The organism is Drancourtella massiliensis, assembly GCF_016900655.1.
Classification (GTDB): Bacteria; Bacillota; Clostridia; order Lachnospirales; family Lachnospiraceae; genus Sellimonas; species Sellimonas catena.
This window is the reverse complement of the sequence record NZ_JACJKH010000005.1, coordinates 73835-90602: the sequence shown is the minus strand read 5'-3', so window position 1 is coordinate 90602 and position 16768 is coordinate 73835. Positions and strand designations below refer to the sequence as shown.

The following is a 16768-nucleotide window of genomic DNA, read 5'->3' as shown; positions in this document are numbered from 1 at the left end:
GAACGCAGGCATAAGGCCTGTTTAGAAACCAAAGGATGAAGAGGTGCAGATATGGATTATACATTTGTAATTCCGGTTCTTATATCATTTGTGCTGAGTGTGATTATGGGGCCGATCGTGATTCCAATTTTACGAAAAATGAAGATGAAGCAGACAGAACGTGTGGAGGGAGTGGAGTCCCACCTTCAGAAGGCGGGCACACCGACGATGGGAGGAGTCATGATACTGGCTTCGATTGTCATTACATCCCTTTTTTATGTGAAAGATTATCCGAAGATCATTCCGATTCTGTTTGTAACACTTGGATTTGGACTGATCGGTTTTCTGGATGATTATTTGAAAGTAGTGATGAAGCGTTCCGACGGGCTGTATCCAAAACAGAAATTCGCACTTCAGATTGTAGTTACGGCAGTATTTGCCTATTATCTTGTCAATGTCACCAATACACCGCTTACACTTTTGATCCCGTTTTCCGGGGGAAAATACTGGAACATTGGATGGCTTGCCATTCCGCTTTTGTTTGTAGCGGTGATTGGTACGGTAAACGGTGTCAATTTTACAGACGGACTGGACGGTCTTGCCTCCAGCGTGACAGTGCTGGTTGCTACCTTTTTCACGGTTGTCGCAGTGGGAACAAAGAGCGGGATCGAACCGGTCACCTGCGCGGTAGTAGGAGCTCTGATGGGATTTTTGCTGTTTAATGTCTATCCGGCCAGTGTTTTTATGGGAGATACGGGTTCGCTGGCACTTGGGGGATTTGTGGCATCCACGGCTTATATGCTTCAGATGCCGATTTTCATTATTATTGTCGGCCTGATTTATCTTGTTGAAGTGGCTTCCGTCATGATTCAGGTCACATACTTTAAAAAGACAGGCGGAAAAAGAATCTTTAAAATGGCCCCGATCCACCATCATTTTGAACTTTGCGGGTGGTCGGAGACAAGGATTGTGGCAGTATTCTCAATTATAACGGCGATTTTATGTCTGATTGCGTTGCTGGCACTGTAAGATAAGAAAGGACGGGAAGAAGATGTTTGACGGTAATGGAAAAAAGGTACTTGTGTTTGGCTCGGGAAAAAGCGGAATCGGCGCTGTAACACTGCTTGAGCACGAAGGTGTTGAGACGATTTTGTATGACGGAAATGAAAAGCTGAGCAGAGAGGAAGTGGCAGGCCGTCTTCCGGAAGGATGCAGAGCAGAGATTGTAATCGGAGCATTTCCGTACGAGAGAGTGGATGAGATTGGGATGCTTGTGCTAAGCCCGGGAGTCCCGACTGATCTTCCGGTTGTGCAGGATATGGAAAAGGCCGGAATTCCTGTCTGGGGAGAAGTGGAACTTGCAAGCTGCTTTGGAAAAGGAGATGTGCTGGCGATTACCGGAACGAATGGAAAAACGACGACGACAACACTCCTTGGAGAGATTATGAAAGCATACAAACCGGAAGTTTTCGTTGTGGGCAATATAGGAAATCCGTATACGCTGGAAGCATTGAAGATGACACCGGCCAGTGTGACAGTTGCGGAAATCAGCAGTTTCCAGCTGGAGACGATCCACCGGTTTGCTCCGAAAATCAGCGCGATCCTGAATATCACACCGGATCATCTGAACCGTCACCATACAATGGAAAACTACATCAAGGCCAAAGAGGCAATTACAGAAAATCAGACAAAAGAAGAGTTCTGTGTACTGAATTATGAGGATGAAGTCCTCAGAGAGTTTGGAGAAAAGACGAATGCGACTCCATTTTTCTTCAGCAGTAAACGAGAACTGGAAACGGGAATTTTCTTAAAGGACGGGGAGATTATCTTCCGGAATCCGGATGAGGTACGGGTGTGCAAAACAAACGAGCTTCAGCTCCTTGGCACACACAATTATGAAAATGTGATGGCAGCTGTCGCCATGGCGGCACTTTACGGCGTCCCGATGGATACGATCCGGGATGTTATCCGAAGATTCTCAGGAGTGGAACACCGGATCGAGTACGTGACGGAAAAGAACGGCGTAGCTTATTATAATGATTCCAAGGGAACGAATCCGGATGCTGCAATCCGGGGAATCACTGCGATGAACCGTCCTACGGTCCTGATCGGAGGAGGCTTTGATAAGCAGTCGGAATACGATGAGTGGATTGAGAGTTTCCACGGAAAAGTGAAAAAGCTGATTCTGATCGGCGAAACAAAAAAGAAGATCGCCGAGACGGCCAGAAAGTGCGGCTTTACAGCGTATATGTTTGCGGATACACTGGAAGAGGCGGTGACACTTGCAAGCCGTGAGGCAAAAGAGGGAGATGCGGTACTGTTATCTCCTGCATGTGCAAGCTGGGATATGTTCGGAAGTTATGAAGAACGTGGAGAGAAATTCAAAGAGTTGGTAAAATCGCTGTAAGGAGAGGATAGATTGAAGCGGGCGGAAAAACCGGAGTCCGGAGGAATTGACAAAGTCCTTCTGGTGATCGTTTTTTTACTTGTGATAACGGGATTGGTGATCCTGTACAGTACCAGTTCCTATAATGGAAGGATAAAATTTGGAGATTCTTTCTATTATTTAAAAAAACAGATATTTGCTACAACGCTTGGCATTGCCGGGATGTACGCAGTGGCAAAGACCGATTATCATGTCTGGGCGAAGCTTGCTGTACCAGGATATATTCTGGCGATTGTGCTCTGCATCGCCGTCATGCTGTTTGGCGATGAATACAATGGTTCCAAAAGATGGCTGTCTTTGGGACCATTTTCTTTTCAGCCGTCAGAGTACGTCAAAGTTGCTCTGATCGTGTTTCTGGCATGGCTTGTGACAAGAAATGCAAAGAAGATCGGAAAGCTTTCCATCTTGTTTCGGATCATGCTTTTCGCTCTGCCGGTTGTGGGTCTTGTAGGAGCAAGCAACTTAAGCACGGCAGTAATCATTCTTGGAATCGCCGTGATCCTGATTTTTACGGCCAGTCCCAAATATGGCCAGTTCATCTGGATGGCGGTGACAGGGACCGGCTTTATGGCAGTCTTTCTCGGCCTGGAAAGTTACCGTCTGGAGCGGATCGCGATCTGGCAGAATCCGGAGAAGTATGAGAAAGGATATCAGACCCTTCAGGGGCTTTACGCCATCGGATCAGGAGGACTGTTCGGGAAAGGACTTGGAAGCAGTATCCAGAAGCTGGGTTTTGTCCCGGAGGCGCAGAACGATATGATTTTCTCTATTATATGTGAGGAACTGGGGCTTGTGGGAGCGGTTCTTGTTATTCTGCTGTTCTTCCTTTTGATCTGGCGCTTCTTTGTGATCGCATCTCACGCACCGGATCTTTTCGGGGCACTGATTGCGGCAGGAGCCATGGGGCATATGATGATTCAGGTGATTTTGAATATAGCCGTTGTAACCAATACAATTCCCAATACCGGAATTACCCTTCCTTTTATCAGTTATGGAGGAACATCTGTTGTTTTCCTTCTCGTGGAAATGGGGCTTGTATTCAGCGTTGCCAGTTGGTAAAATAAAAGCGTTAATGATAGGAAAAATACAGGAGGCACATCCATGAATGATCAGATTGTGCAAAGGGATGAGAAGAGAAAGAGGATCAAGCGTACCAGGCGAAGGCAGATTCTGACAAGACTGGGAACAGGGGCAGCTGTCATTGCCGGCATCATCGTGTTTCTTCTTTTGTTCCAGCTCAGAGATATCCGGGTGAGGGGGAACGATTTTCTTACAGACAGCGAAGTAAGCCGGTACATCCGTGAACAGGGAGGGGATGGGAATTCTCTGGTTCTGCTTTTAAGCACAAAACTGGGAGACTATCCGGAGCCGCCGACTGTCGAAAGTATGGAATTTCATATGGTGAATCCCTGGACGATCCGGGTGGATGTGAAGGAAAAAAGTCCGGCCGGGTATGCCAGACGGGATGAGGAATATGTCTATTTTGACAACGAAGGCATGGTTCTCGGGGTTACGGACAGCCAGAGAGACGGTCTCAGTCTTGTAGAGGGGCTTGATGTTTCGAAAGCCGAAAAAGGAAAGAAACTTACCGTTCAGGATTCTTCCGTATTTGAATATATTGTCCGGATCCAGGAAATTCTTGGAAGAAGCGGGGTCAGCCCGGACCGGATTGTATGCGATGGAGAAAATCTGACACTGTATTTCGGGAACATCTGCGCGGAACTTGGAAGCGGGGATCCGCAGGAGAAGGCGGCACAGCTTCCGGCTATTCTTGAGAAGCTGGAAGGACAGAGCGGGACGCTCCATCTGGAACATTATGGAGAGCTGACGGAGACGATCCGCTTTGAAAAAAGTGAAACAACAGAGGAATAAAATACCTGAAAGTACCATAGGAATCTGGCGTAAAAAAATCGAAAAATAGGAAAAATTCTATTGAAATTTAGAAAGAAAGACTATATTATATAGTATATATGGCAGAATACATGAACTAGTAGGGTGTATAAATAATAAAGCATAACAAAGGAGGAGACACTCTTGTTAGAAATTAAGACAAATGAATCAGAAGCAGCAGCAAAAATTATCGTCGTTGGTGTAGGTGGAGGCGGTAATAATGCTGTCAACCGCATGATAGATGAGCAGATTGCTGGAGTAGAATTTATCGCCATCAACACAGACAAACAGGCTCTCTCATTCTGCAAGGCCCCTACACTGATGCAGATCGGAGACAAGCTCACAAAAGGACTTGGAGCAGGAGCAAAGCCGGAAGTTGGAGAAAAAGCAGCAGAAGAAAGCGCAGATGAGATCGCGGCAGCACTCAAAGGCGCAGACATGGTATTTGTTACATGCGGAATGGGCGGCGGTACAGGTACAGGTGCAACACCGGTTGTAGCACGTATCGCAAAAGAGCAGGGATCCCTGACAGTCGGCGTTGTTACAAAGCCTTTCCGTTTTGAATCCAGAGCCCGTATGAATAATGCACTTGCCGGCATTGAAAAATTAAAAGAAAATGTAGACACACTGATTGTCATTCCGAATGATAAGCTTCTTGAGATTGTCGACAGAAGAACAACGATGCCGGATGCACTGAAAAAGGCAGACGAAGTACTTCAGCAGGGTATCCAGGGAATCACTGACCTGATCAATGTACCATCCCTGATCAACCTTGACTTTGCCGACATTCAGACAGTTATGATCGACAAGGGTATCGCCCATATCGGAATCGGACACGGAAGAGGAGATGACAAGGCGCTGGAGGCTGTAAAACAGGCTGTATCCAGTCCGCTGCTTGAGACAACAATCTCAGGAGCATCTCATGTCATCATCAATATTTCCGGTGATATCACTCTTATGGATGCAAGCGACGCAGCAGAGCATGTTCAGGAGCTTGCAGGAGAAGATGCAAACATCATCTTCGGTGCTATGTATGATGAATCCAAGTCTGATGAAGCAACAGTGACGGTCATCGCGACGGGTTTACATAACAGCAAGGAAAGTACAGCATCCAAGCTGAAATCCAAAATCGGAACAGCCAGACCGGCAGGATCTGTATTTGCCGAGACTCAGGATACATCCTCTCTTAAATCAGATATGGGGAGAGTGACAAGAATGCCGCAGCAGCCGAGGACATCTGCAGCACCGGAAAGCAGCACAACTGCTCAGTCTTCCACACCATCCTACTCTGCAGGAACGGGAAGAGTAAAAGAGCAGACTATCAAGATTCCGGATTTCTTTAAAAAATAAAAAGTGAATTAAGATAATCAGAAGGTATGGAGGCGAGAGTTTCCATACCTTTTTTCTATGTTTACATGTCGAAAGAAAACAAGTTTCTCTGTCAGTTTCTGACAAAATTTCAAGTTCCTTTTTTTTATAATACTATTTGTTCGTATACTGAATCGATTTAGCAGCGACAGGAGAAAAGAGGGTGAAGCATGTATTATGAAATCTACATGGATGTATTCTTCCTCGTCAATTTTATGATGGATTATCTGCTTTTAGCAGCGGTGTGCAGGATGCTGGCCGGTGATTTCCGGAGAAGACGGGTGCTTCCGGGAGCGGTTCTGGGCTCTTTGCTGACCTGTCTTACGACGATGCTCCCGGTTCCCGGCTTTGTGAAACTGCTGCTATACCATGTAGCGGTGAATACGGTTATGCTCAAAGCGGCAATTCCCGTACACGGCATGAGGGAGTTTGTGAAAGCTTTTTTTATGCTTTACGGGGGCGGATTTCTGTTGGGCGGTATTTTTAGCTTTTTCGGGCAATATATTCGTACAGGAAGTCTTTTTTTTCTGTTTGCCGTTGTCAGCTATGAACTGATGCAGGCGGTGTGGGCATTCTGGCGTCAGATGCAAAGGCAGAATCAATATACCTGCGAACTTCTGGTGGAACAGTCCGGGAGGAAGGTACGGCTGAAAGGGCTGATTGATACGGGAAACAGCCTGACGGATCCGCTTACCGGACAGCCGGTCTGTATCGTGGAAAGAGAGGCGGTCGAAAGCCTTATGGAGAGCACGCAGAAAAGGCGCTATATCGGTTTTCGGTCTGTCGGAAATGAGCATGCCAGACTGCTTCTGGTACGGTTTGACAGTCTATATCTGCCGGGGAAAGAGAAAAAGCAGATCTGTGATATCTGGATCGGGATATCGGATACCAGGATTTCAACAGACGGAACATACCGGATACTTGTAAATCCGGATATTTTTAGGAGGGGATGTAAATGATTATGAACATTACGGTGCCGAACACATTCAGACAGAAAATTTTTCCGGCTTTCCGGACATGGCTTTTTCCGGAAAAGCAGGAAGTGTATTACATAGGAGGTTCAGATATTCTTCCGCCGCCACTGGAAGTGGAAGAAGAGGCAAAGGCGATTGAACAGCTCTGTACGGAACAGCATGAGGACGCAAGAAAGCAGCTCATCGAGCATAATCTGCGGCTTGTTGTTTATATCGCAAAAAAATTCGACAATACAGGAGTCGGAGTGGAGGATCTGATTTCGATCGGTACAATCGGCCTGATCAAGGCGATCAATACATTTAATCCGGATAAAAATATCAAGCTTGCGACGTATGCATCCAGATGTATTGAGAATGAGATTCTGATGTATCTCAGACGCAACAGCAAGACAAGACTGGAGGTTTCCATAGATGAGCCGCTCAATGTAGACTGGGACGGAAATGAACTGCTGCTTTCTGATATTCTCGGAACAGAAGAAGATACAATCTACAAGGATATGGAAACGGAAGCGGAGAAAAACATGCTGATCCGGGCCGTGGGGAGACTTTCTGTCAGAGAGCGCAGAATCGTAAATATGCGGTTCGGGCTGGGAACTCCGGACGGAGAGGAAATGACACAAAAAGAAGTGGCGGACGTGCTTGGAATCTCACAGTCTTACATATCCAGACTGGAAAAAAAGATTATGATACGTCTGAAAAAAGAAATTACAAAACTGGAATAAAAATTCAGAAAAAGGGAGAAGAAACTGATAAAAAGTGATACAATATCTACATACGATACCACAGGAAAAGGGGCGATGTTATGAAACTAAGATTTATAGGTGCGGCACATGAAGTGACGGGAAGCTGCCATCTTCTGGAAGCGTGCAATAAACATATTCTGGTAGACTGCGGGATGGAACAGGGGCCGGATCTGTACGAAAATCAGGAAATCCCGGTGTCGGCGTCCGAGATAGACTATGTACTCCTGACCCATGCACACATTGACCATTCCGGTAATCTGCCACTCCTTGTCAAGAACGGATTTCAGGGAGATATTGTATCGACCTTTGCGACTGCGGATCTGTGCAGCATTATGCTTCGTGACAGTGCGCATATCCAGGAATTCGAGGCGGAATGGAGAAACCGTAAGGCCAGAAGAAGCGGCGCACCATTCTATGAGCCTCTATACACGATGCAGGACGCGGTGGATGCGGCGGCATTGTTTTCACCATGTGACTACGGACAGAAGATTGTACTTTGTGACGGGATTGAAGTCCGGTTCAGCGATGTGGGACATCTTCTCGGCTCCGCATGCATTGAGGTGTGGATCACAGAAGACGGAGAAACGAGAAAGATCGTATTTTCCGGCGATGTAGGAAATATCAATCAGCCGATTATCAAGGATCCATCGACGGTTAAAGCAGCAGATTATGTGGTCATTGAATCTACATACGGAAACCGGACACATGGCGCGGGAATTCCGGACTATGTGGGCGATTTCACGAAAGTGATACGGGAAACATTTGCAAAAGGCGGAAATGTTGTTGTACCGTCCTTTGCGGTAGGAAGAACACAGGAACTGCTTTATTTTATCCGGGAGATCAAGGAAAAAAATCTCCTTCCGGAGTATCCGGACTTTGAAGTGTACGTGGACAGTCCACTGGCCATTGAGGCAACCAATGTGTTTAATAAAAATATGCTGGGATGTTTCGATGAAGAAGCAATGGAGCTCGTGAATAAAGGAATCAATCCGCTCCGGTTTTCCGGATTGAAACTGACGACAACAAGCGAAGAATCCAAACAGATCAACTTTGACGAAAAGCCGAAGATTATCCTTTCTGCTTCCGGTATGTGCGAGGCGGGACGGATCCGGCATCATCTGAAACATAATCTTTGGAGAAAAGAGTGCACGGTTCTTTTTGTCGGCTATCAGGCAGCGGGAACGCTGGGACGCAAACTGATAGAAGGAGCGGAGTGTGTCAAGCTGTTCGGAGAAAATGTAGAAGTCAATGCCAGAATCTGTACACTTCAGGGAATCAGCGGGCATGCGGATAAAAACGGGCTGCTGAACTGGCTTTCCGCTTTTGAAACGCCGTTGAAGCATGTGTTTGTCGTACACGGGGAAGACCAGGTGACGGATGAATTTGCCGCATCCATCAAAGAGACACTCGGATACGAAGCGTTTGCGCCGTACTCTGGAGCATGTGTGGATCTGATAGAGGATGAAATCTTAAGCGAGGGAGTCAGAGTGCCGAAGAAGTCTTCCGAGAAACCGGCCAGAATCCGCGCAAATCAGGTGTTTGGCCGTGCGGTTTCCGCGGCAAAACATCTGCTGGATGTTGTTATGAAAAACGAAGGGCTTTCCAATAAAGATCTCGCGAAGCTGGAAAGTCAGATTTTGAATCTTGCTGACAAATGGGACAGAAATGATTAGTACCTGTTAAGAAGAGCCGAATTGTCAAGGACTAAAAGTTTTTTTATTTTTTTCCATACTGAATAAGAGGATGCCGGGATGTGCATGATTTCTGTTAGAAAGGCAGAGTTGCCGTGACAGGAGGATGTACGATGGCATTGAACAAAGTAGAAATATGCGGAGTGAATACTGCAAAACTTCCGCTTTTGAAAGAGGAAGAAAAAGAGGAACTGTTTGCCCGGATCAAAGAAGGAGACGAAGAGGCAAAAGAAAAATACATCAAGGGAAATTTAAGACTGGTGCTCAGCGTGATCAAGAGGTTCGCGGGAAGCAATGAAAATCCGGATGATCTCTTTCAGATCGGCTGTATCGGCCTGATCAAAGCGGTTAATAATTTTAATACGGAGCTGGACGTCCGGTTCTCTACTTATGCGGTGCCGATGATTATCGGAGAAATCCGAAGATACATGCGGGACAACAATTCCATCCGCGTCAGCCGGTCGCTGCGGGACACAGCATACAAGGCGATCTATGCGAAAGAAAATTATGTCAAAAAGAATTTAAGAGAACCGACCGTTCAGGAGATTTCCGAAGAGATCGGAATTGCAAAAGAGGATATCGTATTTGCGCTGGATGCAATCCAGGCTCCGGTCAGCTTGAATGAGCCGGTTTATAATGACAGCGGAGATGCACTGTATGTGATGGATCAGATCAGTGATAAAAAGAACAAAGAGGAGCGGTGGATTGAAGATCTGTCTTTGCAGGCGGCGATGGAACACCTGAATGAAAGAGAAAAATATATTATCCGTCTCCGTTTTTTCGAAGGGAAAACCCAGATGGAGGTGGCCAGAGAAGTAAATATCTCCCAGGCTCAGGTGAGCAGACTGGAAAAAAATGCGCTCCGTCTGATGCGGCAGTATCTGGACTAAGGAAAAAGAACGCCTGCCGGGCGTTCTTTTTTTGTTGAAATTTTGGCAGGCATATATTATGCTATACGTGTAGAAAGTACTAAGAAAAGAATGAGGCAAAGAAAATGTATAAGGCTTGTATTTTTGATCTGGATGGAACATTGACAGATACATTGGAGTCCATGACACGCTCGGTAAATCTGACTCTGGAGCGGATGGGGCTGCCGGTGATTACCCTGGAACAGTGCCGGGAGTTTGTAGGAAGCGGCGCAAGAAAGCTCATGGAGAGGACATTAAAGGCGTGCGGAGATGAAGATCTTGTGCGTATTGAGGAAGCCATGGAGATTTACGGCAGGGTATTTGCAGAAAACTGTACGTATCATGTAAAGCCGTATGACGGAATTGAAAAGATGTTAAAGGCACTCAAGGAAAGAGGGATTTATCTGGCTGTTCTTTCCAATAAGCCGGACGGACAGACAAAGGATGTGGTCCATACTTTTTTTGGAGATGCAATATTTGACTATGTACAGGGACAAAAGGAAGAGATTCCGAGGAAACCGGACCCGGCAGCTGTCTTTGCGATTATGGAGATGGCAGGGATCAGCCGGGAAGAATGTGTCTATATCGGGGATTCCGATGTGGACATGTGCACCGGAAACAATGCCGGGGTAATGACGGTCGGTGTCAGCTGGGGATTCCGGTCAAGAGAAATCCTGAAGGAAACAGGGGCGGATGTGATTATCGATCATCCGGAAGAACTGACCGTGATCGTAAATAATACCAAAGGTGAGGAGGGAAAGAATGAACGGATTTAGTGAAGAATGTATCGAAGTGTTTTTAAGAGATCAGTCACAGCTTTTTGATGAACCGGTCGCTGAGACACCGGAAGAGGCGGAAGCTTTCCTCGAGGACTGCATGGCAGTTGTGCTGGATTCGCTCGAAGAGGTAAAAGAATATCTGGAAGAGTCCGGAGCGGATGTGGATGGAATGACACTGCAGGAAATCGAAGATGCGTCCGAAGTGTTTGTGCTTCCGGAAGGGAAGTATCTGGTTGTAGAAGGATAAGGGAAAGCCGGGGCAGCATATCAGTCTGCCTCGGCTTTTTTCAGCGCTTTTTGGATGGTATCAAGAATCAGGTTGGAAGTATAGGAATCGTCCTCTCCGGATTTGATCTGATCTGCCGACTGCGTTTCGATGATCTGTCCGGCAATTTCTTCCATGGCCGGCTGAACAAGAGGATACATGGTTTCCACGCTTTCATCCAGATTGGAAAAACGGATAGAGTTGATATGATTTTTGTCGACCGAAACTTCCACTTCCAGCGGCGTGTTATTCAATGTCATGCTGGCTGTGTAGATGCCGGGAGTGTATTCTTTGGACGTCTGCTTTTTTCCGGAATGATCCGGAAGGAACATAAAAAGAAGCAGAAGCACAAGAAGAATGCCAAGGGCTGCAAAAATGGCGGTATAGATAATTTCCTTCATGTGAAAAACGACGATTCTGGTTTTGGAACTCATAAGTGAAAAGACCTCCTTTCAGTAATGATGAATCCTGCAGCACCACGGGATTATGTCTTTATAAATATATGTGACGTCGGAAAAAATTATGCGGCGTTGCCAAACGCGGCTTTTTGCGGTAGAATAGAAAAATACGAAAAAGAGAGGTAGAGATGCATGTTTATTATCGCAGGATTAGGAAATCCGGGATCAAAGTATGAAGACACACGGCACAACGTCGGTTTTGATGTCATAGACCGAATTTCGAAAGAATACCATATAGCAGTTGATACAAGAAAACACCGGGCGCTGATCGGAAAAGGGGTTATCGACGGCGTAAAAGTGATTCTCGCAAAACCCCAGACCTTTATGAATCTAAGCGGGGAAAGTATCCGGGAGCTGGTGGACTATTATAAGGTGGATGAGGCCACGGAGCTGATTGTTATATATGATGATATCAGTCTGGATGTGGGTCAGCTCAGGATCCGGAAAAAGGGGAGCGCCGGCGGACATAACGGAATTAAAAATATTATCGCCCACCTTGGGCACGATGTATTCATGCGTGTGAAGGTCGGTGTCGGGGAGAAGCCGAAGGGCTATGATCTGGCGGATTATGTACTGGGCCATTTCTCAAAGGAAGAGAAAGAGAAGATGGAAGTGGCATATGAAAAGGCAGTACAGGCCGTCAGAATGGCCGGACTTGGAGAAATTGACGAAGCGATGAATCAGTTTAACCGGAAAGGCTGATGGAAGGAGGAGAACACAATGAAGGCTTTTACGGAACCTCTTTTGGAGCTTGCGGAATTCGAGACGATTCAGAAGACAAAATACCGGGGAAAAGGGATGATTCAGATTGCCGGAAGTACCGGTTCGCAGAAAAGCCATCTTGCGTATGCTCTTTCTGGAGACGGCCGGAGGATTCTTTATATTCTTGCAGATGAAGAAAAGGCAAAGGAAGTTCTTGAAGAATATCAGTTTCTGGATGGGGAAGTCCTGTTCTATCCGGCGAAGGACTTCCTCTTTTATCGGGCGGATATCAGAGGAAAATATCTGGTCAAGCAGCGGATGGAAGTATTCCGCGCACTGAAAGAAGAGGAAAATGTAACGGTTATTACAACGATCGGCGCGTTGATGGACGGGGTACGTCCACCGTTGAAGATCGATGAGGAAGTTTTTTCTGTCCGCACAGGGGAGACGTCAGATCTGGAAGAACTTGTTCAAAGGTTATCCGCAATGGGATATGACAGGGAAGTACAGATTGAAGGGCCGGGGCAGTTTGCGGTGCGTGGAGGAATTGTCGATATCTTTCCTTTGACAGAGGAGATGCCGGTGAGGATTGAATTCTGGGACGATGAGATTGATTCGATCCGTACCTTCGATGCCCAGACACAAAGATCCATAGAAAACAGGGAGGAGATCACGGTGTATCCGGCCCGGGATGAGGCGGATGAGCAGGAGGAGGTCTCTTTCCTGCGCTATTTCCGTCCGGAAGAGACGCTTTTGTTTCTGGATGAGCCGGCAAGACTCTACGAACGTGGAGAAGTCATCGAGGAGGAAGTCCGGCAGGCCAGGGAGCGAAGAGAGGAAGAAGAAAAGCTTCCGGAAGGAGAAAAAGACATCAGGATCTTTCCAGTCCATGAGATCGCAGGTTTGATCAATCAGTATCACAGTATCGGATTTACAGCACTGGAGGGAAAAGTAAAAGAATTTCTGGTCCGGGATGTATACAGCATTCTGGCTAAAAACGTGAACCCGTATAACAGCAGTTTTGAGGTGCTGACGAGAGACTTAAAAAGGCTGAAGCGAAACGGGTACCGGGTGATTCTGCTTTCGGGTTCCCGGACAAGGGCAAGAAGGCTTGCGGAAGATCTCAGGGACTATGATCTGAACAGTTTTTATGATGAAGATCCCGAAAGACTGGTAAAACCGGGAGAAATTCTTGTGTCCTACGGTCATGTGGCAGTTGGGTATGAGTACCCGATGCTGAAGTTTACCGTGATTTCGGAGACCGATATTTTCGGGAAAAAGAAGAAAAAGAAGCGAAGAAGGATTTACGAAGGGGAAAAGATCCAGAGTTTTACCGACTTAAAGCCGGGGGACTATGTAGTTCATGAGAATCATGGGCTTGGAATTTATCAGGGAATCGAGAAAATTGAGATAGACCGGATTGAGAAGGATTACATGAAGATTTCCTATGCAGGAGGCGGAAATCTCTACATCCCGGCTACCCAGATGGATCTGATCCAGAAATACGCATCGGCGGATGCAAAGAAACCGAAACTCAACCGTCTGGGCGGACAGGACTGGGAGCGTACCAAGACAAGAGTCCGTAAAGCGGTACAGGTGATCGCGAGAGATCTGGTGGAGCTCTATGCCGCACGGCAGGAAAAGGAAGGCTATGCCTATGAGCCGGATACGGTGTGGCAGAAAGAATTTGAGGAGATGTTTCCGTTTGAGGAGACAGACGATCAGGCAGCGGCCATCGAAGAGACAAAAAAGGATATGGAAAGCCACAAGATCATGGACCGTCTGATCTGCGGAGATGTTGGCTTTGGAAAAACCGAGGTGGCGATCCGGGCGGCCTTTAAAGCGGTGCAGGAGAATAAGCAGGTGGCATTTCTTGTACCGACCACCATTCTGGCGCAGCAGCATTATAACACCCTTGTTCAGCGGATGAAAGACTTCCCGGTTCGGGTGGATCTGATGTGCCGTTTCCGTACCCCTTCCCAGCAGAAAAAGACGCTGGAAGACCTGAAAAAAGGTCAGGTGGATATTCTGGTGGGAACCCACCGGATTTTGAGTCAGGACGTCTGCTTCAAAGATCTGGGACTTCTTGTGATCGACGAGGAGCAGAGGTTTGGAGTGCAGCACAAGGAAAAGATCAAAAAACTGCGGGAAAATGTGGATGTCCTGACATTGACAGCTACTCCGATTCCAAGAACTCTTCATATGAGCCTGATTGGAATCCGGGATATGAGTGTGCTGGAAGAGGCTCCGATGGACCGGATGCCGATCCAGACCTATGTCATGGAATATCAGGATGAGATGGTAAGGGAGGCAATTGTAAGAGAGTTGTCCAGACAGGGGCAGGTGTACTATGTCTATAATAAAGTCAAGGATATTGCGGAGATCACGGCCAGAGTCCAGAGCCTTGTTCCGGAGGCAAATGTTGCCTACGCTCACGGGCAGATGAGGGAACATCAGCTGGAGCGGATCATGTATGACTTTATCAACGGGGATATCGATGTGCTTGTTTCCACGACTATTATTGAAACCGGGCTTGATATTTCCAATGCCAATACGATGATTATCCATGATGCGGACAAACTGGGGCTCTCCCAGCTATACCAGCTGCGAGGAAGAGTCGGGCGTTCCAACCGGATGGCCTATGCCTTTCTTCTCTACCGGAGAGACCGTCTGCTCAGAGAGGTTGCGGAAAAGCGGCTTGCCGCGATCCGGGAGTTTACGGATCTTGGATCTGGATTCAAGATTGCCATGCGGGATCTGGAAATCCGGGGAGCAGGAAATCTGCTTGGAGAAGCACAGCACGGTCATATGGAGGCGGTCGGGTATGACCTCTACTGTAAGATGCTCAATGAAGCGGTCAAAAACATGAAACAGGGCACTTCCCAGGAAGAAGCCGCAAGCTTTACAACAACGGTGGATCTGAATGTGGATGCCTTTATTCCGGCTTCCTATATTCCGGATGAATATCAGAAGCTGGATATCTACAAACGGATCGCGCTGATTGAGACCGAAGAAGAGATGGATGATATGATGGAAGAGCTGATTGACCGGTTCGGAGACATTCCGAAAAAGGTACAGAAGCTGATCCTGATTGCAAGGCTGAAAGCCTTTGCACATTCCGTGTATGTGACTTCGATTGAGCAGAAAGGGCAGACGCTGAAGATCACCATGTATGAGCGGGCGAAGGTACGTGGCGAGGAGATACCGAAACTTCTGGAGCGCAGGAAAGGAGAACTTGTTTTTAAGAATGATACGCCGCCGTATTTTCTCTATGAGCAGAAAAAGCGGAACCGGAAGGAAAAGGACCCGGATATTCTGGAAGTCGTGAAAAATCTGTTAAATGATATAAAAACATTGATTGTCCAGGAAAAACCGGATATAATAGGGTAGTTAGAAATACGAAGGAGGCTTTTGACAGTATGAAAAAGCGTTTGGCAGTAGTCCTTTTGACTGCCGCTGTGGCAGCAGGAGCAATGACAGGCTGCGGACAGCAGACGATTGAAGACAGCGATGTCGTTGCGACCGTGGGAGATACAGAAATTAAAGGAAATGTGGCAAATTTCTTTGCAAGATATCAGCAGGCAATGTATGAGACTTATTACAGCTCTATGCTGGGAGAAAACATGTGGACAACCGAGGTTGAGGAAGGAACGACTTATGAAGAGTCGGCCAAGGAGACGATCATGCAGTCGCTGGAGGAACTCTATCTGGTTAACGAGCATGCCGGTGATTACAGCGTTTCACTGACAGACGAAGAAAAGAAGTCGATTGAAGATGCTGCGGACCAGTTTGTAGAGGCAAACGATGCGGAGGTCCGGGATGTGATTTCTGGCGACAAGGAGACGGTGCAGAAGGTTCTGGAACTCTTTACAATCCAGCAGAAAGTACAGACTGAGATGCTAAAAGATGTGGACCGGAATGTTTCCGATGAGGAGGCTGCCCAGAAAGCGCTGCAGTATGTAGCATTTACCTACTCGGATACGGAGGAATCCGAAGAAAGTGATTCCGAAAATACTTCAGATACAAAGGAAGAGGCAAAAGCGAAGGCGGAAACATTTTTGAACGCGGTGAACAGCGGCACAGATTTCAGTCAGGCCGCAGAGGATCAGGAGAAATCAGCAGTGGATCTGACGTTTGACTCCAGTACGACATCCCCGAATGAGGAGCTCATTCAGGCGGCGGACAAACTGGAAGCAGGCCAGGTAACTGATGTGATAGAGACAGATACCGGATACTATGTGGCAAAGGTGACATCCACATTTGATCAGAGCGCAACGGACAGCAAGAAACAGGAGATCATCTCCGAACGTGAGTCTGAGCGATACAATGAGATCCTTGATGGCTGGAAAGAAGACACTGACATCAAGGAAAACAAGGATGTCTGGGAAAAGATCGACTTTAACGGTCAGGGGGTTGCCCTGAAGACAGAGGACAGCTCAGAAGACAGCGGCAGTACAGAAGGCTCTTCAGAAAACACAGATGGAGAAGATACTTCCGACAGCACAGACAGTGGAGAATCCACTGATTCCGAAAATACAGATAATACAGAAGAAGCAGCCGAATAG

15 protein-coding genes are annotated in these 16768 nt (G+C 47.0%); 14 read left to right on the top strand and 1 reads right to left on the bottom strand.

Going from position 1 to position 16768, the window contains the following annotated elements:
* The first annotated feature begins 51 nt into the window (after nt 1–51).
* From mraY to H6A32_RS04115, 11 genes are all read left to right on the top strand, one after another.
* The gene (mraY, locus tag H6A32_RS04165) at nt 52–1008 is read left to right on the top strand and encodes a phospho-N-acetylmuramoyl-pentapeptide-transferase (RefSeq protein ID WP_087168328.1); all 957 of its coding nucleotides are present in this window, start codon (nt 52–54) and stop codon (nt 1006–1008) included.
* Between the two features lie 22 nt (nt 1009–1030).
* Nucleotides 1031–2386: a UDP-N-acetylmuramoyl-L-alanine--D-glutamate ligase gene (murD, locus tag H6A32_RS04160; protein ID WP_087168327.1), complete on the top strand. Its 1356-nt coding sequence runs from the start codon at nt 1031–1033 to the stop codon at nt 2384–2386.
* 12 nt (nt 2387–2398) lie between these two features.
* Nucleotides 2399–3484 (top strand): FtsW/RodA/SpoVE family cell cycle protein, encoded by a 1086-nt coding sequence (locus H6A32_RS04155; protein ID WP_204863819.1) that lies wholly within the window; start codon nt 2399–2401, stop codon nt 3482–3484.
* Nucleotides 3485–3526: 42 nt separating this feature from the next.
* On the top strand, nt 3527–4297 hold the full coding sequence (locus H6A32_RS04150; RefSeq protein WP_191434187.1) for a cell division protein FtsQ/DivIB: 771 nt from the start codon (nt 3527–3529) through the stop codon (nt 4295–4297).
* A 162-nt stretch (nt 4298–4459) separates the two neighbouring features.
* Nucleotides 4460–5665 (top strand): cell division protein FtsZ, encoded by a 1206-nt coding sequence (gene ftsZ, locus H6A32_RS04145; RefSeq protein WP_087168325.1) that lies wholly within the window; start codon nt 4460–4462, stop codon nt 5663–5665.
* Between the two features lie 188 nt (nt 5666–5853).
* Entirely contained in the window at nt 5854–6642 is a 789-nt protein-coding gene (locus H6A32_RS04140) for a sigma-E processing peptidase SpoIIGA (protein WP_204863818.1), read from the top strand.
* Entirely contained in the window at nt 6639–7379 is a 741-nt protein-coding gene (gene sigE, locus H6A32_RS04135) for an RNA polymerase sporulation sigma factor SigE (protein WP_087168323.1), read from the top strand. Before H6A32_RS04140 ends, sigE begins: the two co-directional genes overlap by 4 nt.
* Before the next feature lie 80 nt (nt 7380–7459).
* A complete protein-coding gene (locus H6A32_RS04130; protein ID WP_087168322.1) occupies nt 7460–9073 on the top strand; it encodes an MBL fold metallo-hydrolase RNA specificity domain-containing protein in 1614 nt (537 codons plus the stop codon).
* 131 nt (nt 9074–9204) lie between these two features.
* Entirely contained in the window at nt 9205–9981 is a 777-nt protein-coding gene (gene sigG, locus H6A32_RS04125) for an RNA polymerase sporulation sigma factor SigG (protein WP_087168321.1), read from the top strand.
* 104 nt (nt 9982–10085) lie between these two features.
* On the top strand, nt 10086–10775 hold the full coding sequence (locus H6A32_RS04120) for an HAD family hydrolase (RefSeq protein WP_087168320.1): 690 nt from the start codon (nt 10086–10088) through the stop codon (nt 10773–10775).
* The gene (locus H6A32_RS04115; RefSeq protein ID WP_087168319.1) at nt 10762–11025 is read left to right on the top strand and encodes a glyoxalase; all 264 of its coding nucleotides are present in this window, start codon (nt 10762–10764) and stop codon (nt 11023–11025) included. Before H6A32_RS04120 ends, H6A32_RS04115 begins: the two co-directional genes overlap by 14 nt.
* A 20-nt stretch (nt 11026–11045) precedes the next feature.
* Here the strand turns inward: H6A32_RS04115 and H6A32_RS04110 are convergent, their stop codons facing one another.
* Nucleotides 11046–11477 carry an FMN-binding protein gene (locus H6A32_RS04110; RefSeq protein WP_087168318.1) on the bottom strand — a complete coding sequence of 144 codons (432 nt, stop codon included), beginning with the start codon at nt 11475–11477 and terminating at the stop codon, nt 11046–11048.
* A 156-nt stretch (nt 11478–11633) separates the two neighbouring features.
* Here H6A32_RS04110 and pth point away from each other — a divergent pair, with 156 nt between their 5' ends.
* From pth to H6A32_RS04095, 3 genes are read left to right on the top strand one after another with little or no spacing between them, the layout of a single operon-like run.
* The gene (pth, locus tag H6A32_RS04105; RefSeq protein WP_087168317.1) at nt 11634–12203 is read left to right on the top strand and encodes an aminoacyl-tRNA hydrolase; all 570 of its coding nucleotides are present in this window, start codon (nt 11634–11636) and stop codon (nt 12201–12203) included.
* Between the two features lie 18 nt (nt 12204–12221).
* On the top strand, nt 12222–15593 hold the full coding sequence (gene mfd / locus H6A32_RS04100) for a transcription-repair coupling factor (RefSeq protein WP_118635815.1): 3372 nt from the start codon (nt 12222–12224) through the stop codon (nt 15591–15593).
* A 29-nt stretch (nt 15594–15622) separates the two neighbouring features.
* Entirely contained in the window at nt 15623–16768 is a 1146-nt protein-coding gene (locus H6A32_RS04095) for a peptidylprolyl isomerase (RefSeq protein ID WP_191427472.1), read from the top strand.